The 25,878-nt window shown below is 61.0% G+C and carries 22 protein-coding genes and 1 riboswitch; of the genes, 14 read left to right on the top strand and 8 right to left on the bottom strand.

Annotation, left to right across the window (positions count from 1 at the left end; all coding sequences use genetic code 11):
- The first annotated feature begins 48 nt into the window (after nucleotides 1-48).
- The gene (locus tag GLS_RS11480) at nucleotides 49-1,071 is read left to right on the top strand and encodes a YeiH family protein (RefSeq protein WP_226986582.1); all 1,023 of its coding nucleotides are present in this window, start codon (nucleotides 49-51) and stop codon (nucleotides 1,069-1,071) included.
- Between the two features lie 6 nt (nucleotides 1,072-1,077).
- Here the strand turns inward: GLS_RS11480 and GLS_RS11475 are convergent, their stop codons facing one another.
- On the bottom strand, nucleotides 1,078-2,154 hold the full coding sequence (locus GLS_RS11475; RefSeq protein WP_041112897.1) for a saccharopine dehydrogenase C-terminal domain-containing protein: 1,077 nt from the start codon (nucleotides 2,152-2,154) through the stop codon (nucleotides 1,078-1,080).
- 121 nt (nucleotides 2,155-2,275) lie between these two features.
- On the opposite strand from GLS_RS11475, the gene GLS_RS11470 reads away from it, so the two are divergent.
- The 4 genes from GLS_RS11470 to GLS_RS11455 all read left to right on the top strand — a co-directional run bounded on the left by GLS_RS11470 (nucleotide 2,276) and on the right by GLS_RS11455 (nucleotide 5,438).
- Complete coding sequence (locus GLS_RS11470; RefSeq protein WP_041112316.1) at nucleotides 2,276-2,704, top strand: Lrp/AsnC family transcriptional regulator; 429 nt, start codon at nucleotides 2,276-2,278, stop codon at nucleotides 2,702-2,704.
- Nucleotides 2,705-2,810: 106 nt separating this feature from the next.
- Nucleotides 2,811-3,791 carry an ABC transporter ATP-binding protein gene (locus GLS_RS11465; protein WP_041112315.1) on the top strand — a complete coding sequence of 327 codons (981 nt, stop codon included), beginning with the start codon at nucleotides 2,811-2,813 and terminating at the stop codon, nucleotides 3,789-3,791.
- A complete protein-coding gene (locus GLS_RS11460; RefSeq protein WP_041112314.1) occupies nucleotides 3,788-4,612 on the top strand; it encodes an ABC transporter permease in 825 nt (274 codons plus the stop codon). The genes GLS_RS11465 and GLS_RS11460 overlap by 4 nt, the downstream gene beginning before the upstream one ends.
- Nucleotide 4,613: 1 nt before the next feature.
- Nucleotides 4,614-5,438: an ABC transporter permease gene (locus tag GLS_RS11455; RefSeq protein ID WP_052327573.1), complete on the top strand. Its 825-nt coding sequence runs from the start codon at nucleotides 4,614-4,616 to the stop codon at nucleotides 5,436-5,438.
- Nucleotides 5,439-5,448: 10 nt separating this feature from the next.
- Here GLS_RS11455 and hpxZ read toward each other — a convergent pair whose 3' ends face one another.
- Nucleotides 5,449-5,850 carry an oxalurate catabolism protein HpxZ gene (hpxZ, locus tag GLS_RS11450; protein ID WP_041112313.1) on the bottom strand — a complete coding sequence of 134 codons (402 nt, stop codon included), beginning with the start codon at nucleotides 5,848-5,850 and terminating at the stop codon, nucleotides 5,449-5,451.
- Nucleotides 5,851-6,023: 173 nt separating this feature from the next.
- Between hpxZ and GLS_RS11445 the strand changes: the two genes are divergently transcribed.
- The 3 genes from GLS_RS11445 to GLS_RS11435 all read left to right on the top strand — a co-directional run bounded on the left by GLS_RS11445 (nucleotide 6,024) and on the right by GLS_RS11435 (nucleotide 7,905).
- Nucleotides 6,024-6,356, top strand: a complete 333-nt coding sequence (locus GLS_RS11445; RefSeq protein WP_148295931.1) for a hypothetical protein — start codon at nucleotides 6,024-6,026, stop codon at nucleotides 6,354-6,356.
- Nucleotides 6,357-6,409: 53 nt separating this feature from the next.
- Nucleotides 6,410-6,790, top strand: coding sequence for a VOC family protein (locus GLS_RS11440; protein ID WP_041112311.1), 381 nt, complete (start codon nucleotides 6,410-6,412; stop codon nucleotides 6,788-6,790).
- Nucleotides 6,791-6,894: 104 nt separating this feature from the next.
- Nucleotides 6,895-7,905 carry an MYG1 family protein gene (locus tag GLS_RS11435; protein ID WP_041112310.1) on the top strand — a complete coding sequence of 337 codons (1,011 nt, stop codon included), beginning with the start codon at nucleotides 6,895-6,897 and terminating at the stop codon, nucleotides 7,903-7,905.
- A gap of 86 nt (nucleotides 7,906-7,991) precedes the next feature.
- Here the strand turns inward: GLS_RS11435 and GLS_RS11430 are convergent, their stop codons facing one another.
- Both GLS_RS11430 and GLS_RS11425 read right to left on the bottom strand, forming a co-directional pair.
- A complete protein-coding gene (locus GLS_RS11430) occupies nucleotides 7,992-9,344 on the bottom strand; it encodes an inorganic phosphate transporter (RefSeq protein ID WP_041112309.1) in 1,353 nt (450 codons plus the stop codon).
- Nucleotides 9,345-9,500: 156 nt separating this feature from the next.
- Nucleotides 9,501-10,292: a DNA/RNA non-specific endonuclease gene (locus GLS_RS11425; RefSeq protein ID WP_226986581.1), complete on the bottom strand. Its 792-nt coding sequence runs from the start codon at nucleotides 10,290-10,292 to the stop codon at nucleotides 9,501-9,503.
- A 268-nt stretch (nucleotides 10,293-10,560) separates the two neighbouring features.
- On the opposite strand from GLS_RS11425, the gene GLS_RS11420 reads away from it, so the two are divergent.
- Complete coding sequence (locus GLS_RS11420; RefSeq protein ID WP_052327572.1) at nucleotides 10,561-11,964, top strand: superinfection immunity protein; 1,404 nt, start codon at nucleotides 10,561-10,563, stop codon at nucleotides 11,962-11,964.
- A 6-nt stretch (nucleotides 11,965-11,970) separates the two neighbouring features.
- Here GLS_RS11420 and GLS_RS11410 read toward each other — a convergent pair whose 3' ends face one another.
- A complete protein-coding gene (locus GLS_RS11410; protein WP_041112307.1) occupies nucleotides 11,971-13,311 on the bottom strand; it encodes a voltage-gated chloride channel family protein in 1,341 nt (446 codons plus the stop codon).
- 36 nt (nucleotides 13,312-13,347) lie between these two features.
- Nucleotides 13,348-13,426: riboswitch (Fluoride riboswitch) on the bottom strand.
- Nucleotides 13,427-13,582: 156 nt separating this feature from the next.
- Between GLS_RS11410 and GLS_RS11405 the strand changes: the two genes are divergently transcribed.
- The 4 genes from GLS_RS11405 to GLS_RS11390 all read left to right on the top strand — a co-directional run bounded on the left by GLS_RS11405 (nucleotide 13,583) and on the right by GLS_RS11390 (nucleotide 21,623).
- Nucleotides 13,583-16,219, top strand: a complete 2,637-nt coding sequence (locus GLS_RS11405) for a M1 family metallopeptidase (RefSeq protein ID WP_041112306.1) — start codon at nucleotides 13,583-13,585, stop codon at nucleotides 16,217-16,219.
- A gap of 108 nt (nucleotides 16,220-16,327) precedes the next feature.
- Nucleotides 16,328-17,968 (top strand): ABC-F family ATP-binding cassette domain-containing protein, encoded by a 1,641-nt coding sequence (locus GLS_RS11400; RefSeq protein ID WP_041112305.1) that lies wholly within the window; start codon nucleotides 16,328-16,330, stop codon nucleotides 17,966-17,968.
- Between the two features lie 303 nt (nucleotides 17,969-18,271).
- Nucleotides 18,272-20,200, top strand: coding sequence for a hypothetical protein (locus GLS_RS11395; RefSeq protein ID WP_041112304.1), 1,929 nt, complete (start codon nucleotides 18,272-18,274; stop codon nucleotides 20,198-20,200).
- Nucleotides 20,201-20,330: 130 nt separating this feature from the next.
- Nucleotides 20,331-21,623 carry an MFS transporter gene (locus GLS_RS11390; protein ID WP_052327571.1) on the top strand — a complete coding sequence of 431 codons (1,293 nt, stop codon included), beginning with the start codon at nucleotides 20,331-20,333 and terminating at the stop codon, nucleotides 21,621-21,623.
- Nucleotides 21,624-21,684: 61 nt separating this feature from the next.
- Here GLS_RS11390 and GLS_RS11385 read toward each other — a convergent pair whose 3' ends face one another.
- A complete protein-coding gene (locus tag GLS_RS11385; protein WP_041112303.1) occupies nucleotides 21,685-22,296 on the bottom strand; it encodes a YceI family protein in 612 nt (203 codons plus the stop codon).
- Between the two features lie 38 nt (nucleotides 22,297-22,334).
- Nucleotides 22,335-23,150: a DODA-type extradiol aromatic ring-opening family dioxygenase gene (locus GLS_RS11380; RefSeq protein WP_041112302.1), complete on the bottom strand. Its 816-nt coding sequence runs from the start codon at nucleotides 23,148-23,150 to the stop codon at nucleotides 22,335-22,337.
- A 105-nt stretch (nucleotides 23,151-23,255) separates the two neighbouring features.
- Between GLS_RS11380 and GLS_RS11375 the strand changes: the two genes are divergently transcribed.
- Complete coding sequence (locus GLS_RS11375; RefSeq protein WP_041112301.1) at nucleotides 23,256-24,167, top strand: LysR family transcriptional regulator; 912 nt, start codon at nucleotides 23,256-23,258, stop codon at nucleotides 24,165-24,167.
- Between the two features lie 20 nt (nucleotides 24,168-24,187).
- Here the strand turns inward: GLS_RS11375 and GLS_RS11370 are convergent, their stop codons facing one another.
- Nucleotides 24,188-25,876 carry a M28 family metallopeptidase gene (locus tag GLS_RS11370; protein WP_041112300.1) on the bottom strand — a complete coding sequence of 563 codons (1,689 nt, stop codon included), beginning with the start codon at nucleotides 25,874-25,876 and terminating at the stop codon, nucleotides 24,188-24,190.
- Nucleotides 25,877-25,878: the final 2 nt, after the last annotated feature.

Below are 25,878 nucleotides of genomic sequence, written 5' to 3'. Positions count from 1 at the left end.
GATCAAGGAGAGCATATCGTGAAGACCCTAGCGCCTGCGGGAGGCCTCGTGTCCCGCTTTCCGGGAACGGCCCTGTGCATCGGTATTGCGCTTGCGGCTTTTGGTCTCGAGCACGTGGAACGGATCCTGGCTGGTAAAGCCTTTCTGGAGACCCTGAATATCGCGCTCATCCTGGGCGTCATCCTGCGGTCCGTCCGCAAACCCGCAGACACCTTCAATTGCGGGATCAGGTTCTGCTCGAAAACACTCCTCAACATTGCGATCGTCTTTCTGGGCACGACTTTCAGCCTTCAGGCCGTCTGGTCTGCTGGACCTGAAATCCTGCTCGCCGTGCTGGGGATGGTAATCTTCAGCATGATCTTCACCTGCTGGGCCGGACGGATGAATGGCCTGTCGCGCAACCAGACCCTGCTCGTGGCCTGTGGCGATTCCATCTGCGGCAATTCCGCAATCATGGCCGCTGCCCCCGCCATTCAGGCCTCAGACGAGGATGTCGGCGCGACAATCGCCTTCACCGCAGCAGGTGGTCTGGCGGTCGTTCTGGGGCTGCCTGTCCTGCTGCCCTTCCTGAACATGTCCGGGATCGCCAATGGTGCCGTCGCCGGGCTAACGGTCTATGCGGTTCCACAGGTCATGGCGGCGGCCGCACCGTTCGGCCCCGCGGCCCTGCATGTCGGAACGCTCGTCAAACTGATGCGCGTTCTCATGCTGGGCCCGGTCTGCGCCGTTCTGTCACTGACGGTTCATCACAAAAACGACCGGACGCAGCCGCTGAAACCTTCCGGAACGGGCAAAGCTCAAAGGCTGTTCCGCCTCGTTCCATGGTATATTGCGGGCTTCATGGCGATGATCATCGTCCGGTCCCTTGGCATCATTCCCGAAGCCTGCATCACTCCCCTCAGCCAGACCGCCACATTCCTGACCATTCTGGCCATGGCCGCACTGGGTCTGGGGATCGATATCCGCTCCGTCTTCCGGGCGGGACGACCGCTGGTCCTGACGGTCGCAATGTCCCTGGCTGGTCTTCTGGGTGCCAGCATCCTGCTGGTCCGGATCCTGACCTGCGCATGAGGCAGTTCAGCCCTGCGGCTGATAGACCTGCCCGTAGCGGTTAGACAGATAGGCGGACAGCGGAATATCCTCCTGACGGACAAAGCCTGCCGACGGAATTTTCCCTTCTGCGAGCAGGTCCAGAACCGCGCAGATGGATCCGGCTGTCGTGAGCTGAATCGCAGTCCGGTATCCGCCCATGAACTCCTGCGCATGAATGGTCCGGGCCAGCGTTTCCTGCTGCTGCCGACCATCCCGTAGCCCCGTCACGATAACCGACAGCACCACCAGATCCTGAGCCGTGCCGGGAATGGCATGGGTCAGAATATCCTGAAGGATATGCCGCCGTTCCGACAAGCGAAGATCGGATAGGAGAACCTTCATGATATCGCGATGGCCCGGATATCGCATGGTGCGATAATTGAGTTCCCGGACCCGGCCGTCATAGGTTTCACACAACGAGCCAAGACCGCCGGACGTGTTGAAAGCCTCATAAAGAACGCCATCGACGCCCAGGCTTTCCATGCCCTCAAGCGCGGGAACGAGGATGCGCTTGCCATCCACGATCGCCTCACAGGGTTCGATATATTCGTTGATGAGGCCTTCCGTGCTCCAGGTCAGGTTATATCCCAGCGCATTGGACGGAAAACGCGGCAGTGCCCCGACACGCAGCCGGATCGTATCGATCTCGTCGAAATGTCCGGCCAGATCATGCGCGGCTATCGAAACAAAGCCTGGCGCCAGACCACATTGGGGAATGAACGCATGTGATGCGCCCTCGGCCAGCGCCTTTACATCCCGGGTGGATGCCACATCCTCGGTCAGGTCCAGATAATGAACGCCAGCCGCGGCGGCGGCGCGGGCGACAGCCCGCGTCAGATGGAAGGGAAGCGCGGAGAGGACGGCGAACTGCCCTTTGAGCAGATCCGGATCAAGCCCGTGCGCGATATCGGCTGTTTTGCGGGCAATCCCTTCAGGCAGTTTGAGGCTGTTGAGGTACTCCGCATGACAGTCAAGAAGCGTCACACCATAGCCGCCGTGATGAAGAAGCTCCGCAATGGCTGAACCGATCTTGCCCGCACCTGCAACCGTAACCTGCTTCATGATCATATCCTGTTCCGGAAGTGTTACGGACAGGATCGGGGGCTGGGACGACGGATCTCAAGCGGCAGCATGACGGCAAAAAGCCATTCCCAACGGCAGATTGCCGTCTATAACAGTCAGAATGACGGATCCGATCGATCAGGCTCTTCTCGATATCCTGCGCCGCAATGCGCGCACCCCCACAGCCGCGCTGGCCCGCAGGCTGGGGATCTCCCGCACGACTCTGCAGGGGCGCATGGAACGTCTGGAGCGGCAGGGACGGATCCGGGGCTATACGCTTCTCGAAAATCCGGACGAGGATCTGGTGCGCGCCCATGTCTCTATCGTGCTCACACCCCGCCACCGGCAGAAAGTGGAGCGGGATCTGAAAACGCTGCCCGAACTGCGGGAACTGCATGCGGTCAGCGGTGCCTCGGACCTGATTGCCCTGCTGGGAGCCGCCACGACCGAAAACATCAACCGCGCCATTGACGATATCGGGCAGATGGAAGGCGTGGAGCGGACCGTCTCCGCCATCATCCTCTCGACGCGCTTTCGCAAAGGGCACTGAGCCAGCCGACTGACACATCGCCCCCCTTCAGAAACGGCTTGCTTTCAATATTGACCGCTGTCCACTCTCCACAAAACAGATGTTTACCGCTCATGACGGAGCCCTGATGCAGACGCCCCCTTCCCCTTCCGACGCCATTACGGTCAGCAATCTCCGCAAAACCTACCGGATCCGCGAAGGAGGCAGCTGGCGGGGAAAAACGCGTGATATCGTCGCACTGGACGGGATTTCCTTTTCGGTCCCGAAAGGTCAGATCGCAGGCTTCATCGGCCCGAACGGCGCGGGAAAATCGACGGCGATCAAGATCCTCTCCGGCATCTTGCGCCCCACGTCGGGAGAGGTGCAGGTCAATGGGCTGGTGCCCTGGACAAACCGCATCGCCCATGTTGCGCGGATCGGCGTCGTGTTCGGGCAGCGGACCCAGCTCTGGTGGGATCTTTCGGTCGCCGAAGGCCTCGCCTTGCTGCGCGACATCTACGGCGTGGAACCGGAGCGTTTTGCCCGCAACCGCGCCCGTCTGGCCGATGCGCTCGATCTGGGCGGGATCATGGACCAGTCCGTCCGCCAGCTTTCGCTCGGACAGAGGATGCGCGCCGAAATCGCGGCCTCTCTCATCCACGACCCGGACATCCTCATTCTCGATGAGCCCACGATTGGTCTGGACGCTCCCTCCAAGCTTGCCGTCCGGGCCTTCGTACACGAACTCTGCCGGGACCGGGGCACGACTGTGCTGCTGACGACCCATGACATGCATGACATCGAGGCGCTCGCCGAACGTGTGATTGTCATCGGTCACGGTCGCATCCTCGCGGACAGCCCGTTCGAGGATCTTCGCACCACGACGCTGTCCGAGCGTATTCTGGAGCTCGATTTCCATGACACGCCCCCTGAACTGACGCTTCCCGCCGGCGCCCACGAAACCGCGCGCGAGCCCCACAGCCTCACCATCACTTTCGACCCGAGCCAGATCCCGGCCCCGGCCCTCGTCGCGCATGTCGGCCATTTGCCCGGCCTCGACGACCTGCGGATCAGCCGTCCTTCAATCGACGAGATCATCACGCGTTTCTATGCGGATCACGCCGCATGAATCTGCGCCCCTATCTCACGGCCTTCGGTCTGCAATGGAAGATCGGTCTGCGATACCGCATCGCGGTCGTCGCCGGACTGGTAGCGCAGATGTGGTTCGGCGCCGTGACCCTGATGGCCTATGCGTCAGTGTACCATGCCGCTCCGGATGTGCAGGCCCCGCTCTCACTGCGGCAGGCCATGACCTATACCTGGATCCAGCAGTCACTCTTCACGCTTCTGCCGCTCGGCTGCCTGCCCGCCATCGGCGACGCCGCCCGGACAGGCGCCATCGTCTATGACCTCCTGCGGCCGGTCGATATGTGGAACTGGTGGCTCTCTGCCAGCCTGGCGAGACTGCTGGGCAATGCCGTCCCCCGTGCTGTCCTGCTGGCCTGCGTGGCCGGTCCTCTCGCGATGCTTGTCGGGCTCGGCGCGTGGAGCCTGGCCGGCCCCACCAGCCTGATCTCCGCGGCTCTGGCCCTTGTCTCCATCGCACTCGGCGCCCTGCTCTCCGCGACCATCGTCATGTGGTGGAATATCCTCACGGCCCGTACCCTTTCGCCTCTGGGGAGCTATGCCGTCGGAACGCCGCTCGCCGTCCTGCTGTCGGGGATGCTGCTGCCTCTACCGCTCTATCCCGACTGGATCCGGCCGTTCCTGCTCGCACAGCCATTCGCCGGCATTACCGACATCCCCATCCGCATCTATCTCGGAACGCCCATCCCCGGCGGTATTACAACGGGGCTGGGGCTTCAGATCTTCTGGCTGACGGCCCTGACACTTCTCGGACGTCTGTGGATGCGCCAGACCGTAAACCGGCTGGAGGTGCAGGGTGCCTGACATGACGCAATCTCCTTCCCGCACGCTCAGCGGTCCGGGCCTGTATCGCCGCATGGCGGGGGCTTCGATCGTGGCGCAGCTCCGCTATCCCGGCACCTTTGTCATTCAGGCCATTGGCAATTTCGTCACGACACTCCTCAGCTTCTTCGGCATCTGGAGCCTGTTCCATCGCTTCGGCAGTATCGCGGGATGGGATATCGGAACCGTCGCCGTCCTGTACGGTCTTGTGAACGTGGCTTTTGCCGTCGCCGAAACCCTGGGGCGAGGCTTTGAGGTCTTTGGTGGCGAATATGTCCGGACCGGAAGTTTTGACCGCCTCCTCCTGCGCCCGCGTTCGACGCTGCTGCTGCTTCTGGGGCACGAACTGCGCCTGCGCCCGATCGGACGCTTCCTTCAAGGGCTGTTCGTGCTCGCGGCGGGTCTGTGGCTCGCCCCGCATGTCCAGTGGAGCGCCGTTCTGGTCCTACCCTGGGCCATCGCGGGCGGTGCAGCCATGTTCCTCGGCGTCCTGATCGGACAGGCCGCCCTGTGCTTCATCACCGTTGAAGGACTGGAGGTCGTCAACGTCCTGACTTATGGCGGCGTGGAGGCCGGACAGTACCCGCTGACCATGTTCGGACGCTGGCTCCGGCGCTTCATCACCTTTGTCCTGCCCCTCGCGGCCGTCTGCTATTATCCGACGCTGTTCAGCCTCGCCCACCCGGACCCGCTTGGCATGCCGACATGGATCGGCGCACTCTCGCCCGCGGCGGGGTTCGCCTTCCTCGGCATCATGATCCTCGCCTGGAACCGGGCCGTCACAGGATATGTCTCCAGCGGAAGCTGAGGCCCGGCACTCAGGATCCCGTGCCCATCAGCGAGACATGCGCGGCGATGATCTTCCATCCTTCGGGCGTCCGGAACCAGGTCTGGCTCTGACGTCCGATACGCTCCGCTCCGATCCGCCGGAATTCCAGATCCACCGTCGCCACATCCCTGCCAATGACGGTAATGACGCGGCGCAGGACCTCCCGCGGGGGCGAGCCGCCCGTCCTGTTGCGGCGGAACGCCTTGATTTCGTCGAAGCCATAGAGATTTTCCCCTACGCCGTAACGCACCGTCTCCGGCCCGTCATAAAACAGCCTGTCCAGTTCCTGCAGCTCATTCTCGCCCAGGGCCCGTTCGTAACGGTCGGACAGGGCCGTGATCTCCCGAAGGATGTCAGGATCGTTCAGAAGCGGAAACCCGGATGACGTCATGGCTGCTCTCCATCATTCAAATGATGCGAAGGATACCAGATCGCTGGCAAAAGCCCTTCCCCTGAAGATCCATCAAAGACATTGACCTTTCGTGAAGTCGCGATCCAATAGACTGTCAGGATCAACCTGATCCCGCGCTTTACTCCATTCTCCGTCACGAGTAGGTTTCTGTCATGCGTTACGTCCTTCTCCCCAGCCTGCTTTTGCTTGCCTCATGCTCCGCAGCGCCCTGGGTTACCGGTCACACCGACAGCAAATGTATTCGTGAGCAGATGCTGAGCGGCGCCGGCGGCAATCCGCATGCCTTCGCCACCGCTGCCGGCATCTGTGCAGCCACGGCGCGCAAGGACAATGGCGGCCATGACCGGGCGCTGGATGTACGCGATGACATGACCCTTCAGGCAATGGCGGAAAATCCGGATTACAATACCAACCGGCAGTCCTTCGTCGCGCGTGATTCCAAAACCCGCATTCCGGGTGGTATCCGCAATATCAATATCGACTGAATTTTCGGGACGGCACGCCCGTCCTTCCCCAGTATTATAGAGGAATGAGTTTCATGTTCAGCCATATCATGCTCGGCAGCAACGACATTGCCCGTTCCAAGACATTCTATGATGCGACAATGGGCGTCATCGGCTGCGAACCGGCCGAACCCAATGCCAAGGGCCGCCTGACCTATGCCCATTCCGGCGGTCGCCTGGTCATCACGAAGCCCCTGAACGGCGAGCCCGCAACTCCTGCCAATGGCGGGACGATCGGTTTTGCCATGAGCAGCCCCGAGCAGGTCGATGCTTGGCATAAAGCGGGCGTGGAGAACGGTGGCGAGGCGATCGAAAACCCGCCCGGCATCCGTCACACCCCGATGGGCGACCTTTATCTTGCCTATCTGCGCGATCCGGACGGCAACAAGCTCTGCGCCCTGTACAAGGTTTCCTGAAACGGCGCCTGACCAACCAATCCCGGCGACAAGGTTGTCTGCCGGGCTGCCCTGCGGCATGAAGGGGCCACTTCATCCCCTTTCCCCTGCCGCAGGTTCTCAAGATGTCCGAACATACTCCCATTGGTCTCGAAAATGGCGCAGCGCCCGTCACGGCACTGACCCATTCGGGCAATTTCCATGTCGACGAGACCATGGGCTATGTCATCCTGCATTACGCCCTCGCCCCGCAGGGTGATCTGCGCGCACGCGTTCTTAACGAAAAGTCTGCCGACCGCCTGACCTTCATCCGCACCCGCAATCCGGATGTCATCAAGTCGGCCGATATCGTCTTCGACGTCGGCGGCCTCTATGACCCCCCCCATGGCCGCTACGACCACCACATGAAGGACAAGCCTCTTCGCGAAGACGGCACGCCTTACAGCGCCGCCGGTCTGCTGTGGAAGGATTACGGCCACGCCGCCATCCGTAACATCCTCAAGACCCCGATTGATGACGCTACGGTGGATCTGATCTGGCAGAGCCTCGACAAGTCCCTGATCCTGCCGATCGATCAGGATGACAATGGTGTGGTCAAGATGGGCAAGCTGTCGCTGGCGGATATCGTCTCTGCCTGCAGCCCGCCCTGGGACACGGCTGAACTCTACGGACGCCAGGAAGCCCGCGCCCGGGAATCCCTCGGTTTTGCCAATGCCGCCACAGCTGTTGCATCCCACCTGACAAATGTCGTGGACCGCGTCCGCGCCAGCCTCAAGGCAACAGACCGCGTTCTGGCGGCTTATGAAAATGCCGAAGACAAGCGCATCCTTGTCATGGGCACCGGCATGCCGACCGAAAAGGTCATTTTCGAGCATGACCTGCCCGTCGTGTACGTGGTCTCTCCCGCCGGTCCGGAGCAGTGGAACGTCAAGGCCGTCCCGCCCGTGCGCGGGGATTTCGGACAGCGCGTCTCCCTTCCCGAAGCCTGGGGCGGGCTGGAGCGTGAAAAGCTGGCTGCTGTCTCCGGCGTGTCCGACGCCGTGTTTGCTCATCCGGCCCGATTCATCTGCGGAGCAGGCAGCCGCGAAGGCGCCATCCGTATGGCACAGCTGGCTCTGCAGATCGCCGGGGTCTGAAATAAAAAAGGGACGCGATAGCAATATCGCGTCCCTTTCCCGATCAGGACCGGAGCAGTCATGCTCCGGTCAAAGCGTTCGGCCTATCAGGCCAGAACGTAGAAGACTGCCGCCGCAACACAGACCGTCACCGGCAGTGTCAGCAGCCACGCCATCACGATCTTCGTCAGCATCTTTTTGTTAATGCCGGACCCGGCCGCTACCATCGTTCCGGCAACGCCAGACGTGATGATATGCGTCGTGGAAACCGGCAGACCGGTATAGCCCGCCGTCATGATCAAGCCTGCACCCACAACCTCGGACGCAGCACCCTGCGCCGGCGTCAGATGGGTCGTACCGATACCTTCGCCCAGCGTCCGCACAATCCGCTTGTAGCCCACCATGGTCCCGATCCCGAGGCACAGCGCACTCAGCAGACGCACCCAGCCCGGTGCATATTCAACAGTCGGACGCAGTTCGGATGCGAGATGGGATGCGAGCTTCCTGTCCGCGTCAGAAGCTGCCGGGTTGGCCGCAACCGACCGCAGGCCGGACAGAACCTGATACACATCACCACGCAGTTCGGACGGCGCTTCAGCAGGACCTTCCGTCTGCGAAAGACGGTTGATCGACGCGACGGCATCCCCCTTGAAGGAATAACGGTCATACTGCGTGACCAGCGGCAGGGCCTGCTGCGCGTCCTGGCGGATCTGCTCGATGCTGACCGGAGAAGCCGGATTGAGCGCGAAGGCAGCGGGCATGATGCCGATGATCGTCAGCATGATGAGGCCGATGCTCTTCTGACCGTCATTGCTGCCATGCGAAAAGCTGACCAGCGTGCAGGTCAGAACCAGCACGGCCCGCACGATCGGGTTCGGCTTCTGCTCCGGCGTAGGCGCCTTGTACATTTCCGGCATCTTCACGAGGGATTTGATGAGGAAATAGAGCAAAAGCGCGCCAACAAACCCCAGCAGCGGAGACACGGCAAGCGCACGCAGCACCTTCCATATCTGGCTCCAGTCCACACTGTGACCGAGTTCGCGGGCGTGAACGAAGGAGTCACCAATCGCAATGCCGACCAGCGATCCGATGACACAGTGCGAGGACGAGTTCGGAATTCCGAACCACCAGGTCATCAGGTTCCAGGCCAGGGCGGTCCCGAACAGCGCGACCAGCATCGGAACGGCCGGATTTCCGCTTGGCGGCGAGAGAACATCCGGCGGCAGAAGCTCCACGAGCGCGTAGGCGACGGAAATGCCGCCCAGGATCACGCCCAGAAGGTTCATCAGTCCCGACCAGACGACGGCCACGGTCGGCTTGAGCGAATTGGTATAGATGACAGTTGCAACAGCATTGGCCGTGTCATGAAAGCCATTGGCAAATTCAAAGACGCAGACCAGAACAAAGCAGAGGCAAAGTGCGACAAGCGACGTCGCCGAGGATGGATCAAAATGAAGCATGAAGTCCGGATTCCGTTATTTAGAACCCTGCCTTAGTCCATTTCAGGAATTTTTAGTTATGACGTTTTCGGTTTTCATAAAACATTCATACTCGTGACTTGAGAAACAAAAGTATACGAACATGCCGCGCCCTGTCTGCACTCCCGCACACAGCGTCTACTGCACGAGCGCTTTCAGAAGGGCCTTGAGAGCCTTCTGGGCCGCTTTCGATCCCCATTCCTGCAGCAGTTCCCGCGAGCGCGGCTGTCTCGAAAGGGCTTCCGGCGTTTCCCGGATCGGCGGCATGGCACTGACGTGATCCTTCAGCGATGCCGGAAGTGCGGGAAACGGATCAATCCCCACAAGCTCGGTCAGAAGCGCCACACTCGTAATCCGGCAGGTCGGACGGCGCGTGTTCAGACACACATACGCCCCCATCCCGTTAGCCGCCGGATCATAGATCGCTTTCCAGGTCACGGCAGGCACCGGAATACGCCCCACCCCGATCGTCCGGGTCTGATCCGGGTCATAAACCGGCCCGGTCACGACAAAGATTTCCCCTTCCTGCCGCGCCCAACCCCGGACAGCACTCTCCACCCCTTCCCAAGGCCCCCGGTTCAGCTCCGCAGTCTGCGGGACGATGTTCGACAGCAGGAAGGACTGCTGCTGTGCCTGCACACCGGGCTCGTCCCCGCTGGGTGTCATGTGCCCGCGGTCATAACCCGAAGACCTGTAATCCTCGAGCGCCGCCCGCATCCTCACAGGAAGACGCTCATCAGGGTAAAAACTCCCCTGCCGCCGTGTGCGGTCCGCGATTTCCAGATTTTCTTCCGTCAGATCCTCGGCCGACCACAGCGGTCCCTTCGTGCTTTCCGAAGCAAGCACCGCATAATCCGCATTACACAGCTGAATCGTCCCGATCCGGAGCGTTTCATTCAGCACCTGGGGTGCAGCACCATCAGCGAACATATCCGGACAGGATGCAGCCTGCGCCGGAAGCACGACAAGAAGAGCACAGATCGGAAGATACGACAGGAAATTCAATAATACCTCGCATACCCGGTTCCGCAGTATCCATTCCGGGACTGCCCCGGTGTTAGTGGATCAGGGAACCCCGCACAACCGACTGATTTTCCAATTTCTTTCTTCAGAAGCCATCCCCCTTTCCGGGATGCTTCTCCTTACAGAAGATGAAAACTCCGCATCCTCCATTGGCGTTACATAGGAAAGTCGGGATATGCCTGATGCTGCGGAGCACGGAGCCCGCATGACAGGAAAGCGGAGACAGACCATCCTCAAGATGAAAACCCTGATCGGCGTCATGCTTCCGGCACTCCTTGCCACAGGCGTTCCGGCCCGGTCTGCCACACTCCATCCGCTCGCACCGATTGCCCAGGCGGAAATGGGAACCAGCACCCACGCCGCCCTGTCCGCACAGGGTGTTGTTGCCACCCTGGACATCCGTCGGACCACGCGCTGCAACGTGCCCGTCGTCTGGGCCGATGCCGATGCCAGCCCGGCCTCTCCGTGCAGCATGGCCTTCCTGACACTCAGTCAGCCCGGCAACACACACTCCCGCCCTGCCTCATTCCCCCTGACGCCTTACGGCACCGAGGATGACGGCATGGCGCAGATGAAGATGTCGTTACGGCATCTGGACGCGTCATCGCCTTTCCCGCAGGTCATGGTCTCCGCCTATACCGGCGGTGCCCATTGCTGCTCGCTCACATCCATATTCGATCTGCGCCCCGATGGAAGCTCCGGCAGAAGTTGGCAGCATCTCGAACTCGGAGCGATGGACGGCGATGGAGAACCGGACGTCGTGGATATCGCCGGAAACGGGCAACAGGAAATCCTGACATCCGATCAGTCATTCCTCTATGCCTTTGCATCGCATGCCGGATCCGAAGCCCCTGTCGTCATCGCCCGCTACCACGATGGCGTCCTTGAAAACGTCACGCGCGATCCGGCCTATCGGGACTATCTTGCGAAGGATCTGGCGGACAGACGGCACAACTGGATCAAGTCCGGACATTTCGAGCCCAATGGCTTTCTGGCCTATGAAGTCGCGACCATGGCCAATATGGGCCGGTTCGAGGAAGGCTGGCGCGACATGCTGGCCCATGCACAGTCCACGAAAGAGTCCGGCTTCGGCCTCTCGGCCTGCGATCTCAAACCGCCCGCTGAAAAGCAGAACGGCCATGCCTGTTCCGCCAAGGAAAAGGAACTGCTCCCCTTCCCGCAGGCCCTGTCCCTTTTCCTCGTCCGCGCGGGATACATCACGCCAGAGCAGATAGCCTCCGTGACGGACAATCATGAACCTGCTTCGGTGCCCCCGCCCGTTCCCCCCACGGCCACGCCGCACGAGGCCCCGAACCCGCCCTCATCCGCCGCAGCCCAACCACCCGAAAGGGATCAGCCCCTCTCCGCTTCGGCTGTTCCCGCGAAGTCCAGGGGACTGTTCGCGGTTCTCGGCGCGCTGGGACTGGCGCTCTATCTTGTTCCGGTCCTGATCGCCTACCGCCGCAATACGATCCGTCAGCACCGGATCGCGATGATAACCGTGCTTCTGGGCTGGACCATCATCGGGTGGGTTGCGGCGCTGATCATGGCGCTCAACGAACCCACCCGGACACGGTAAGGTTCGTCAGTCCCTGGCAGGGATCTGCGGCACCCGCGCCTCGCGCAATGTCATGCCGCAGACCCGGTTCCATGCCGCGCTTTTGGGCGTCCCGATCCGCTGGGACAGATAGATCCCCGTATGGCCCGAGCAGGCATAGGCCACGAAACATCCGGTCGCGAAATAGACGATATCCCCGGCCCCGAAGAGTTCCACACCCATCAGCGTACAGGCCAGAGGCGTGTTCGCCGCCCCTGCAAAGACCGACACAAACCCGACGGCCGCCAGCAGATCCACCGGAACATGCAGTAGGAACGCAAGAATGTTCCCCGACGCGGCCCCCAGAAAGAACAGCGGCGTGACTTCACCGCCCTTGAAGCCCGTCGCCAGAACCGTGACTGTGAAAACCAGCTTCCAGAACCAGGACCACGGATAGATCGTCGGCCCGAAGAAACTGACGATCGACGCTCCCCCCGGCTCGGCCGGCAGAACACCCAGCCCCAGATAATCCCGGTTTCCTACGATCATCACCAGAAGAATGGTCAGAATGCCGCCAATCGCCGGACGCAGCCACGGCGTCTTGCAGAGCTTTTTCATGAACGCCGCCAGACGGTGCACGCTCTCGGCAAACACCCGGCTCAGCAGCCCGAACGCCAGCGCGGCGATGGCAACGCGCACCACAAGCATGATGTCCACATGCGAGACGGAGCCATCAGAATTCAGCGTTCCCTGAAACTCCAGCGGATAGGACGCATGATGGATGCCCCAGGCGCGGCAGGCCCAGTCCGCAATGATCGATGACATCGCGGCGGGAAGAAGAAAACGGTAGTCCAGCCGCCCAAGCGTCAGAACCTCAAGGGCGAACACGGCGCCAGCGATGGGTGTCCCGAAAACGGCACCAAATCCCGCCGCAATGCCGCATGTCAGCAGAACACAGGTTTCCGGCGCCCGCAGCCTGAACAGTCTGGCCGTGGCACTCGCCAGACTTCCTCCGACCTGGATCGCGGTCCCTTCCCGTCCCACGGAAGCGCCGAACAGATGGCTCACTACCGTGGCAATCAGCACGAACGGCGCCATCCGTAGCTGAACGCCCGCGCCCGGTTCATGGATTTCATCCACGATCAGGTTCGCCCCGGCCTCAACGTCGCGGCCGAACCAGAAGTAACACAGACCGACCGCCACACCCGCCAACGGAAGGCCAAACAGCAGAACCGGATGCTCGATCCGCAGCGAAGTGGCGCGTTCCAGAAGCCACAGGAACAGGGCACAGGCACTGCCGATACAGACCGACAGCACAACAAGCACCGCGCTCAGGCGCACAAGGCTGAAAATACCAGGAAAACGGGGCTGATTCTGAAGTTCACTCATAACGGACGCAGTTCTCCTGTCTTGTCCGAAGGGGGACGAGGGACAGGAATCATCAGCTTCCGGGTGAAGCGGTTCGACCGGGAACGGTCAGGCAGAATCCATTGCCTTCTGCCTCATGAAAAGCCGTGAAGCCCCCAACCTGTCAAGAGATGACAAGGTTTTTAGGGAGAGACACTTTTCGGCATGACGACGCTATGCCACCGTCTGCGTAACAAAAACGAACGGTCCGTTCCGTTTCCCATCATTCAACCGTTTCAAGGAACTGCGTTTCATGCGCCGTCTTCTGGTTCTCACAACGCTGCTTGCAGGCCTGCCCCTCGCGTTCCCCGCCCATGCTGAAGGCACGTTTTCCTTCGCCACAACACCGGGTCAGCTTCCCAAGACCGTCGTACCGACGGACTACATCATCGATCTGACAACCGACATGGAGCATCTGACGCTTCAGGGCGACGAGATCATCCGGGTTGAAGTGCAAAGCCCGACCGCCGACGTCACGCTCAATCAGGCAGGTCTCAAACTGGCCAGCGCCCTTCTGGACAACTCGCAGAAGGCCGAAATCCGTCAGGATGATGCCGCCGAGACCGTCACGCTGCACTTCCCAGCCCCCGTTCCGGCCGGCGTCCACACGCTGGCGATCAAGTATTCCGGCCCGATCCTGAAAACGCCGAACGGCATTTATATCGACGACTACACCGACCCGGCCGGCAAGCCGAAGCGGATGCTGGTCACGCAGTTCGAGGTCGCGGACGCACGCCGGATGTTCCCGGGCTGGGACGAACCCGCCTTCAAGGCAACCTATCAGCTGAACGTCACGCTGCCCTTCGAATACGCGGCTGTCAGCAACATGCCGATCATCGGCACGACGCAGCAGGACGCCAAGACGAAGCGCGTCTCCTTCAGCCCGACGCCCCGCATGTCGAGCTACCTGCTCGCACTGGTGGCCGGTGACATGGCTTCCGTGGATGGCAAGGCAGACGGCACGCCCATCCGCGTCTTCGCGCCGAGCGGCCTTGAAAGTCAGGGCACTTACGCACTGGGTGCTGCCGAGAAGATCCTGCCCTATTACAACGACTATTTCGGCATCAAGTATCCGCTGCCGAAGATGGACATGCTCGCCATCCCCGGCAACTATCAGGCCGGCGCGATGGAGAACTGGGGCGCGCTGACCTATATCGACAACGTCCTGCTGTTTGATCCGAAGAACAGCACGCCGCGCACCCGCGAGCTGATCTATGAAGTCGTTGCGCATGAAATGGCGCATCAGTGGTCCGGCGATCTGGTGACCATGGGCTGGTGGGACAATATCTGGCTTAACGAAGGTTTTGCTTCGTGGATGGAAATCAAGGCGACGGACAAGATGAACCCGGACTGGGACATCTGGCCGCGCCAGCACGAAACCCGCGAAGCCACGATGGCCACGGACGCCCTGTCCACGACCCATCCGATCCAGCAGGTCATCCACAACGTCAGCGAAGCTAATTCCGCATTTGACGGCATCAGCTACGGCAAGGGCGAACTGGTCATCCGCATGATGGAAGGCTGGCTTGGCGAAGATCATTTCCGCGACGGAATGCGCGCCTATATGAAGGCCCATGCCTTCGGCAACGCGACCAGTCAGGATCTGTGGAACGCACTCTCCGGCACGTCGGGACAGGATGTCGGCAAGGTCGCCCGCAGCTTCACCGAACAGCCCGGTATCCCGCAGGTCAATGTCGCGGCAATCTGCAAGAACGGCCAGACAACCTACACCCTGACGCAAAGCCGCTTCACGATCCACGACCCGAATGCGAAGGCCCTGACCTGGAACATTCCGGTTGTCGCAGGCGGCCCCGGCCTTGAGACCCGCAAGCTGGTGCTTGGTGCGGAACCCGCCACCTTTACCCTGCCCCGCTGCAATGCGCCTCTCAAGCTCGATCTGGGCGAGAGCGGGTATTACCGCGTGCATTACGACGACGTGGCCTTCGCCCCGATCGCCGCATCGATTTCCAAATTTGCTCCCGTGGACCGCGCCAACATCCTTGGCGACCAGTTCGCGCAGTTCCGGGCCGGGCATGGCGCGCTGTCCTCCTATTTCGACCTCGTGGACCGGCTGACCGCCGCGCATGAGACCGATATCGCCACGCTTGAGGAAATCATCGGCAAGCTGGAAACGCTCGATTTCTATGAAATCGGCAGCCCGGACCGCCCTGCATTCCAGGCCTATGCCCGCAGCCGCCTTGCACCAGTCCTGAAGCGTCTCGGCTGGGACCAGAAGCCGCATGAAAGCGTGCTGGACACAATGCTGCGCCCGTCCGTCATCTCGGCGCTCGGCACCTTCAATGATCCGGCCGTGCTGGCCGAAGCCAAGCGCCGTTTCGCACTCTGGCTGAAGAACCCGGCCTCCCTGCGTCCCGATCTGGTCGGTACGGTCTCGGCCCTTGCGATGAAGCATACCGACGCCGCAACCTACGAGATCATGACAAAGAAGGTCCGTGACACACAGGCAACCGAACTCAAGCTCCGCCTGTTCCAGGCCCTCGCCAATGCCACGGACCCGGACCTGATCCGTCGCAATGTAGAACTGGCCTATAGCGGCGCCATTCCGAACGGCCGTATTTCCATGGCACTGTCGTCCATCGCTTCTGCCAGCGAAAATCCGGACCTCGTCTGGAAGCTGGTCCGCCAGCATGAGGCCGAGATCCGCACGCATCTGGCCCCCTGGTCACAGGACGGATTCCTGCCCGCCATCGCAGGACATTCCAACAATCCTGACATTCTGGCCGAGCTTCAGAAGGATCCGTCTTCCAGCAAGACGACCGGAGCCAAGATTGCCACGGCCCATGCCCTCAACACCGTTGCCGCCCGTCAGGAAGCGGTTCAGGCGACCCAGAGCCAGATCCACGACTGGCTTGCCGCTCGCCCCCACTGACACAACACCCAGGCGAGGCGGAAAAGATCCGCCTCGTCCCTGTCCGGGGCGGTCAAACTGTTATAGGGATGGCGCTCCCGTTTTACCGCCACCGGACCATCCTGCCCCATGCTTCAGATCGAAAACCTTGTCTTCAACGCCTGGGGACGACAGTTCTTCAATCGTGCAAGCGCCAACCTGCCCAACCCGTCCAAGGTGTCTCTGGTCGGCCGGAACGGCGTCGGGAAATCCACACTTTTCAAACTGATCAAGGGCGAGCTTCAGCCGGATTCCGGTGAAATCGTCATCCCCCGCGCCGCCCGCGTGGCGACCGTGGATCAGGAACACCCCGCCACCCCCATCAGCCTGATCGACACGATCCTCGCGGCCGACACGGAACGCGCGGCCCTCATGGCCGAGCTGGAAACGGCCGATCCGGAGCGGATGGGCGATATCTGGATGCGCCTGATCGAAATCGACGCCGACAGCGCACCCTCCCGCGCCGCGGAAATTCTCAACGGTCTGGGCTTTTCCACCGCTGACCTTGATCGCCCAATGGCCGAGTTCTCCGGCGGCTGGCGAATGCGTGTGGCACTCGCTGCCGCGCTGTTTGCCGAGCCTGACCTGCTGCTGCTCGATGAACCAACGAACTATCTCGATCTCGAAGGCGCCCTGTGGCTGGAAGCGCGCCTGGCCCGCTATCCGCATTCCGCGCTCATCATCAGCCATGACCGCGAACTGCTGAACAACTCCGTCGATTTCACGCTGCACGTCACGGAAGGAAAGCTGGAACTCTATACCGGCGGCTATGACGATTTCGAGCGCCAGCGCGCCGAGAAGATTCGCCTGCAAAGCGCCACCCGCGCCAAGCAGGAAGCAGAGCGCGCCCATCTCCAGTCTTTCGTGGACCGCTTCAAGGCCTCGGCCGCCAAAGCCGCCCAGGCCCAGAGCCGCGTCAAGCGTCTTGCCAAACTGACGCCGATCGAAACCACAATCGAGGCTTCGGTCTCGCCGTTCCTGCTGCCCTCGCCCGCCCGTCCGCTCGCACCCCCTTTGATCCGGCTGGAGAATGTGGAAGTCGGCTATGGTGACGATCCCGCCATCCTGCGGGATCTGAACCTCAGGCTGGACGTGGATGACCGTATTGGCCTGCTTGGTGTCAACGGTGCCGGCAAGTCCACTTTTGCGAAAATGATCGCCGGCGCTCTCGAAGTCCGCTCCGGAGAAGTCTCCCGCTCCCCCCGTATCGAGGTCGGCTGGTTCCATCAGCACCAGATCGAGGCGCTCGACCCCGAACAGACCCCGCTCGACATCATGCGGGAGGCTCGACCAACGGACAGCGATCAGTCCCATCGCTCCCGTCTGGCGCAGTTCGGCATTCATTTCGAAAAGCAGGGCACCAAGGTCGAGGCCCTGTCCGGTGGTGAGCGTGCGCGCCTGCTCCTGAACATGGTCGCCATGGCCGCCCCGCATCTGCTGATCCTCGATGAACCGACCAACCATCTGGACATCGACAGCCGCCGCGCCCTGCTGGACGCCCTGAACAGTTACGAAGGCGCGGTCATCCTCATCACCCATGACCGCTCGCTCATGGAACTGGTCGCGGACCGGCTCTGGCTCGCGGCAGACAACCAGATCGTCCCCTTCGATGGCGACATGGATGATTACGCCAGGTTCGTCATCGAGCGGGCAAAGGGTGGAACATCCGCCCCGTCCCAGAGCGCGGCAAAGGAAAAGCGCTCCAAGGGCAAGAAAAAGAAGACCAAATAAGAAAATACAGGAATCATTATTGAGGAGGGCTGTATTTGAATAACCCCTCCTCGGTATCCTGTCTCCAATATGAAAATCGTTAAATACCCACGACAGGATAGTAAATATACTTCCATGAAGCGTGGTAAGTTGTTATTCTGATCCATAAATAATGTGTAATTTTCGTTATTTTTGAGATATATCAATTTTCAAACTTCCGTGAACGCGTAAGTCTCTCCTGACGGGTAGTGCCCATCGACATGCCCGACATGGCGGTCGGGTAACTGATGGAATTCCTTGGACGGATTTTAGGAAGGGAAAAGTGTGTCTCCTCTCGGTGGCCTGAAGATCACGGGAAATTACCTGCCCAGACGGTACAGACTGCTTCTGGGTGCTGTCTTCTTCATTGGCTCCCCCCTTCCTGCCTTTGCCCAGAGCGCCGATGACCAGGAACTGGCCGCAATCAAGGCGGAGATGCGCATGCTCGAAGGCCGTCTTCAGGCCATCGAGCAACGCCGCCATGCAGGCTCGGCTTCCCATGCGGCCCGTCCAAATGCCCCGAAGACCTCCGTCGCGCGCAGGGTGCCGATAAAGGGCGAGACCCCAAAAATCGAAACCGCCCGCGCAGCAACATCGCCATCCTCTCCGGCCAGCAGCATTCCCCGCCGCAGCAGCGGGATCATGCCGGTTTCAACATCAGGTTTCGCTCCGGACAGCGTCACGGCAGGATCCGCAACGGTCCCCTCAACCCCGATCGTTACACCGGCCCACCAAACACCCCCGCCGCTGTTCCAGTGGCTGGGCAACCAGCACAACGAAGCACACCGGACATCCATCGACCTGACATCGTCCAGTCCGCTCGCCATTACCCAGACGGAAGTGGATCATCTTCCGCCGGTCTTCCAGATTGGCAATCTGACGGTCAGGCTGGGCGGGTTCATCGATTTCTCCAACATCTGGAGAAGTTCGAACATGACCAGTGGACCTGCGACGGCGTGGAACAATTTCCCGTATGCCAACAGTCCCAATCACGGGCTGAGCGAGGAACGGTTCTCCGCACAGCTTTCGCGTTTCTCCACGCTTCTGGAAGCCAATCCGACCAAGTCCGTCCGTCTTCAGGCTTATGTTGAGAGCGATTTCGGCGGGTCTGGCGGGACGACCAACAGTGTGCAGATCAACGGTTATACCCCCCGTCTGCGGCAGGGATATTTCACGTTCACACAGAAGGACTGGGGGCTGCACGTCCTGATGGGCCAGGCCTGGAGCCTGACGACCAACTATGCCAAGGGCGTCATTCCCCGTCAGGAACAGCTCCCGGCCGTGACGGATAACAACCAGATCCCGGGCATTACCTTTACCCGTGTCCCGCAGATCCGCATCGCCAAGGACTGGGACAAGAAATACTGGATCGCGCTGTCGATCGAGGATCCCCAGGCGACGGTCGGTTTCTCCGATACGCTCAGCTCCGGCGGGACCCTCCCGGCCAGCTACGGCCGTCTGGCCGGGCCGCGGGTCTATTACGCCAACAGCGGTGGCGTCCTGCTGAACCCGAACACGCAGTACAGCTACAATCCGGCACCTGACATCGTCCTCAAGACAGCGATTGATACGTCCTTCGGGCATTATGAGGTCTTTGGCCTTGCCCGCTGGTTCCGTGGACTGGTTCAGCCGGCTGGCGAGAACCATACCCACAAAAGCACGCAGTTCGGCGGTGGCGTGGGCGCTGGCATGACCGTGCCGCTCGGGACGGACAAGCTTCAACTGACCGGAAACGTGCTCGCCGGTCAGGGTGTCGGACGTTACGGGCCCAGTCTCATTCCCGATACGACCTTCGACAGCAACGGCAATCCTACTCCGATCCCGGAAATCATGGGATCGCTCGGGCTGGTCGGACATCCGGCGCGGTCCGTGCTGCTTTACACCTATGGCGGTGTGGAGAGCGCGGGACGCCGCACCTATCTGGGCGCCGACGGCATCCAGCATGGGTATGGCGCGACGGACCTGAACCTCTCCGGCTGTGAATACGAATTCGGAACGTGCTCTGCCCAGACAAGAACGCTGGCCTCCCTGACGACGGGCGGCTGGTGGCACTTCCTGGACGGCCATTACGGCAGTGTCATGGGCGGGCTTCAGTACACCTATATCCGGAAGTTCGCCTTCAAAGGGAATGACGGCGCGGATCATGCCGTCGATCCCACGACTTATGGACATACGGTGTATGTGACCTTCCGTTATTACCCCTTCCAGCAATAACATCTGGTGAAATATTCACATTACCTGACAAATAATTCCAACCGGCAAACACGCTTTTTTCAAGACTTTCGCGCCCTCACAGTCATGGTTTCCGGTCTGACAGGCCAGCCATGACACTCTGGAGAATTTCATGTCTGGCACAACAACTCAGGCGCCGCCCAAGCCCCTGAATCCGTCCCCGACGCAACCGCAGAAACTTCAGCCGCTTTATGTGCTGTCGTGGTTCCTGTGCGCGCTGTTCTACTTCTATCAGTATGCCATCCGTTCCGCCCCCGGCATCATGCAGGATGAGCTGACTCAGGCCTGGGGCAACAGTCATCTCGGCCTGATGATTGCGTCCTATTACATCGTCTACGCGCTGATGGCCCTCGCCGTGGGCGTGCTGCTGGACCGCTATGGCGCCCATGCCATCATGCCGATGTTCATTGCCATCACGGGCGTGGGCTGTCTGATCTTCGGCCAGGGCAGCCTGGTTGCGGGTATTGGCGGCTACATCATCCAGGGTATTGGTGCGATCTGCGCGTTCGTCGGTGCATCCTATGTTGCCGCGCGCTATCTTCCGGCCCGGACGCTGGCGCTTTTCGTCGGTCTGACGCAGTGCATGGGTATGGCGGGGGCCGCCTTCGGCTCCAAGCCGACGCGCATCCTGATCGATCCGCATGGGTCGTTCCACATCCCCTGGCAGTCGGTCTGGCTGGGCTTTGGTGTCATCGGGCTCCTGCTGGCTGTGGCGGTCTTTTTCGTCATGCCGCGCGATACGGGTGACAGCGCCCAGCACCATGGCGATTTTTCCATGGCCAACCTGCTGCGTCCGTTCAAGATCATCTTCTCCAACCCGCAGAGCTGGATTGCCGGTCTTGCCGGTGGCCTGCTGTTCGTGCCGACCACGATCGGTGCTCTGGGCTGGGGTGCACTGATGCTGAGCAAAGGCGAGCACACGACGATGGGCTTTGCGGCGACGGACGTGTCGATGGTCCCCATCGGCTGGGTGATCGGCTGCCCGCTTCTGGGCTGGATTTCCGACAAGATCGGCCGTCGCAAGCCTGTCATGATCGGCGGCGCACTGGTGCTGCTGGCAGCGTCGCTCTGCGCACTTTACGTGCCGGTCGGCGTTATGCCGCACTACTCCGTGGCGCTGATCATGGGTATTGCGTCCGGTGCTGCCATGATCCCGTTCTCCTCGATGAAGGAAGTCAATCCGCCCGAGGTCAAGGGAACAGCCGCTGGCGTCATGAATTTCCTCGTGTTCGGCACGACCGGCATCATGTCGCCGCTCGTTTCCGCCCTCATGGGCAAGGATGCGCCGGAGACGATGGAACAGTTCCATACGGCTTTCCTGCCGCTGGTCGTCGGTATCGGAATTGCCATTGTGCTCGGCTTCCTGCTCAAGGAAACCGGATGGAAAGTCCGCAAGACGTCCTGATTTTTCCGGACAGTCTGAAAAAGAAAACGGCCCACGAAAGTGGGCCGTTTTTTTATGCGCGTTATTTCGTGGCAGTCTTCTCAAACGCCCCGGCAATCGTCAGCGTCACGTCATCGCCGACATAGGGGACATATTTCTTCACGCCGAAATCGCTACGATGGATCGTCGCTTCAGCCTGAAAGCCGACCGTATAAGCCTTGTCCATCGGGTTGACGCCTGCGCCCACGAAATGGACGTGCAGGACTTCCGGGTGCGTGACGCCGTGCAGCGTCAGGTTGCCGGTCACCAGGGCCTCATCCGTGCCCGTGCGGCGGACCTGCGTCGAGACGAAGGTCGCATCCGGATATTTTGCGACATCGAACCATTCACTGTTCTTGAGTTCGCCCGTCAGAACCGTGCTGGTGGTCGAGATGCTCGAAACCGGGATGGTCACGTTCAGATGCGAGGCCTCCGGATGGGCCGTATCAAGCTGAAGCGCGCCGGTGACGCCGGAAAGCTGGCCGGAATAATAGGTGAAGCCAAAATGCAGCACGGAGAAGCCGATCTGCGTATGGCTGGTCTCGACCGTATAGGCGCCGGACTGCACATCGGCAGGGTTGGCGGCATAAGCCGTGGAAGACAGGAGGACGAGAGCGAACGCAGCGCCTGCGCCCTTGAGGAAACGTGTTTTCATGATGTCATGATCTTTCTTGATGAAGTGAATCGAGGAGATCAGCCGAACCGGAAACCGGACAGGGCCTTCCCCATGACGATATCGTTGTAATCGCGATGGCCCGCGTCGGTTCCCGCGGCTCCGGCGGCGAACATCAACGGCAGGAGATGTTCCGGCTGAGGGTGGCACTCCCGCGCAAACGGGGCGTGCTCCCAGTCCAGCAGGCTCTGTGTGCGACGAGCGGGCGGAGCCTCGACCGCCTGCTGAAGCCAGGTGTCGAATGCGACGGATCTGGCGTCGGACACGGCATCGGGGCGCATCAGATGGCGCATGTTGTGGTAAGTCATGCCCGTGCCCACGATCAGGATGTTTTCGTCCCGCAGAGGCGCCAGCATCTTCCCGAGTTTCAGGACGTCAGCAGCATCCAGCGACCCGGGCAGGGAAATCTCTACAACCGGGATATCCGCATCGGGAAATGCGAGCATGAAGGGAATGAACACCCCGTGATCCAGCCCTCGCGTGGCATTTTCCGTACAGGCCATACCCCTGTGACGCAGGAGATCGCGGATTTTCCCTGCCACGATCGGCGATCCGGGTACGGGATATTCAAGCTGATAGGTGTGCGGGGGAAAGCCGTAATAATCGTAGATCAGCGACGGATGGGCCGCTGATCCGACGACCATATCCGACGTTTCCCAATGACCGGACATGACCACAATGGCGTCCGGACGACGTGCCAGGGAGGGCCCTACAGAACGGAGATAGGCTGCCATGCGATCCCATGTCGTCCCCCACTCCATGAAGAAGCACGGGCCACCTCCATGCGGCAGGAAAAGAACGGGTTGCCGCATAGTGTCCTGATCTTTCAGGGTCATGGTGAGTGCCTCCGTTCCGTGCGATGGGACTGATCTTGCCACCCTCACCCGAAAAGAATAATTCCCTGATCCGGGATAGGATCTGACACCAGGAGTGTGAAGTGAATGCTTGATCGCTTCACGGGCATGCAGGTTTTTGCAAAGGTCGTGGCTCAGGGCAGCTTTTCAGGAGCCGCACGCTCACTGGGTCTGTCGCAGACGATGGTCACGAAACATATTGCCGCTCTGGAAAGCCGGCTGGGGATTTCGCTGTTCCATCGCAGCACGCGCAGGCTGTCGCTGACGGAACCGGGGCGTCTCTTTTTCATCCGCAGTCAGAGAATCCTGACGGATCTGGAAGAGATGGAACAGGAAGTCTCGGCGGAAAACCAGGAGCCGCGCGGGCTTCTGCGCCTGAATGCGCCGGTCTCGTTCGCCATCCGCCATGTCGGACCGATCCTGCCGGAGTTCAGCCGACGCCATCCCCTTGTCACGGTCGAACTGGGGCTGGATGACCGGAGGATTGATCCGATTACCGAAGGATGGGATCTGACGCTGCGCATCGGGCGGATGCCATCGAGCGCGTTGCGGTCGCGTCGGCTGGCGCAGGTCGATTTCGTGGTCTGCGCGGCGCCATCCTATCTGGAAGAGTATGGCACGCCCCGCAGCGTTGCCGACCTGCCTAACCACCGCTGTCTGGGTTACACGCTCGGTGACGAAATCAGCAGCGCGCGCTGGAGCTTTGGTCCGAACGGCGAGCGCACGGTTCCGGTCAGCGGCCCCATGCATGCCAATAACGGCGATATCCTGCGCGAGGCTGCCGTAGCCGGACAGGGCATCATCTATCAGCCGACATTCATCGTTTCGGATGAGCTGAAATCAGGTCGGCTGGTTCCGCTACCGCTTGATGTGCCCGTCATGACGGGGCCGGAACTGCATGCTGTCTATGCTCCGACGCCTCATGTCCCGCTCAAGATCCGGGCGATGATCGATTTTCTAGTTGAACGCTATGGGCCGGTTCCGCCCTGGACGATCTGACGGAACCGGAAAGGCGTTCCTTACTGAACCGTAGCCGGAGCGTTTTTCTGGCGGATGGCGGCGAATTCCGAACCAGCCTTCCATTGTGGCCAGTCATGCGAGAAGGCCACGTCATGTCCGACTTTCCACACGGCCCAGACGTCCTGCGCGGCACCCCGCACATCCCAGTCCGGGCTCCAGGCATCGCAGGCCTGATGGTAGCAGGCCATGTAGGCCGTCAGCCATTTGCCACCCGCTTCCGTTCCGCCCTTCAGAAGATCGAACTTGCCCGCCATGTCCATGACAGCAAGAACCGGGACGCCGGCACGCGCGAAGGGGAGATGATCCGCGCGATAGAATGCGCCACGCTCGGGCATGGCTTCCGGCTGTGCGGTGCGGCCCTGAAGAGCCACGGCGGCAGCGAACTGCTCCTGAAGCGTGTCCTGCCCTGCCCCGATGATAAAGGCGTTATGCGCAGGTCCTGCCATCTGGAGCACGTCCATCGTCAGATTGGCTGCCGTCTTGTCCAGCGGCGCCAGCGGATGGGCGACGTACCAGCCTGATCCCAGCAGACCGCGCTCCTCGCCTGTCCAGGCGGCGAAACGTATGGTCCGGTCGGGCTTCGGTCCGGCCTTGAAGGCGCGGGCGATTTCGAACAGGGCTGCAATTCCCGAGCCGTCGTCGATCGCGCCACGACGGATGACAGTGTTCCCCTGTGCGTCGGTGCTCTTGCCGTAAGCGTCCCAGTGGGCACCGAACATGACGGTCTCGTCCGGATATTTCGCGCCCGTGATCTTGGCGAGCACGTTCTGGCTTTGCAGACGATCGACCGTGACCGGCAGGTCGGCTGAGAATGTCGTGTGCTTCAGCGTGACGGGACGGAAGCTCTCGGAACGGGCCTTGATGCGCAGGGCCTCAAGATCCAACCCGGCCTGTTGGAACAGTGCGGCGGCCGCTTTGCCCTCAAGCCAGCCCTGCACGGGAACGGGGCGACTTTCGGTGTCGGCATGTTCCACGTCATAGGCCTCACCGCCCGGGGCCACGACCGTGCTCCAAGGATAGGACGCGCCTGCCGTGTCGTGCACGATCAGGGCAGCGACGGCACCACGGCGGGCGGCTTCCTCGTATTTGTAGGTCCAGCGGCCGTAATACGTCATGGTCTTGCCGCCGAAGCGACCGGCGACGGGTTCACCGGGAGCCGCATCGAAATCGGGATCGTTGACGAGGAAAACCGCGACCTTGTCCTTCAGATCAACGCCCTTGAAATCATCCCAGTGACGCTCCGGCGCGTGCACGCCATAGCCCACGAAAACCATCGGAGCATTTTTGACCTGAAGCCGGTCTTCCGGCAGCAACGTCGAGAGATAAATATCCTGAAGCTGGATCAGGGGGAGCGTCCTGCCGCCGGTCCGGGCACTGATGGAACCGTTCGCGGCGGTTCTGGTGCGGATCATGGGAACAGTCTGCGTCCATCCGCCATTTTCGCCAGCCGGCTCAAGCCCCAGAGCCTTGTATTGCGCGATCAGCCAGGGAACCGTGACCTTCTCCCCTTCCGTTCCGGGAGCACGGCCCTCGAACCGGTCGGAGGCCAGGATTTTCATCGTCTCCGACATACGCGACGGGCTGATCTCGGCAGTCGGGTCGGCATGACCGGTGACCGGAGCGAGAAGAACCGCTGTCAGGGCAGTGGCGAGAAACAGGCTGCGTCGGGGGAATGTCTTCTGTGTCATGG

Origin of the sequence: Gluconobacter oxydans DSM 3504 (assembly GCF_000583855.1) — a bacterium.
GTDB lineage: Bacteria > Pseudomonadota > Alphaproteobacteria > Acetobacterales > Acetobacteraceae > Gluconobacter > Gluconobacter oxydans.
Note: the sequence above shows the minus strand (reverse complement) of the source record. Positions and strands in the feature narration are given on the sequence as shown.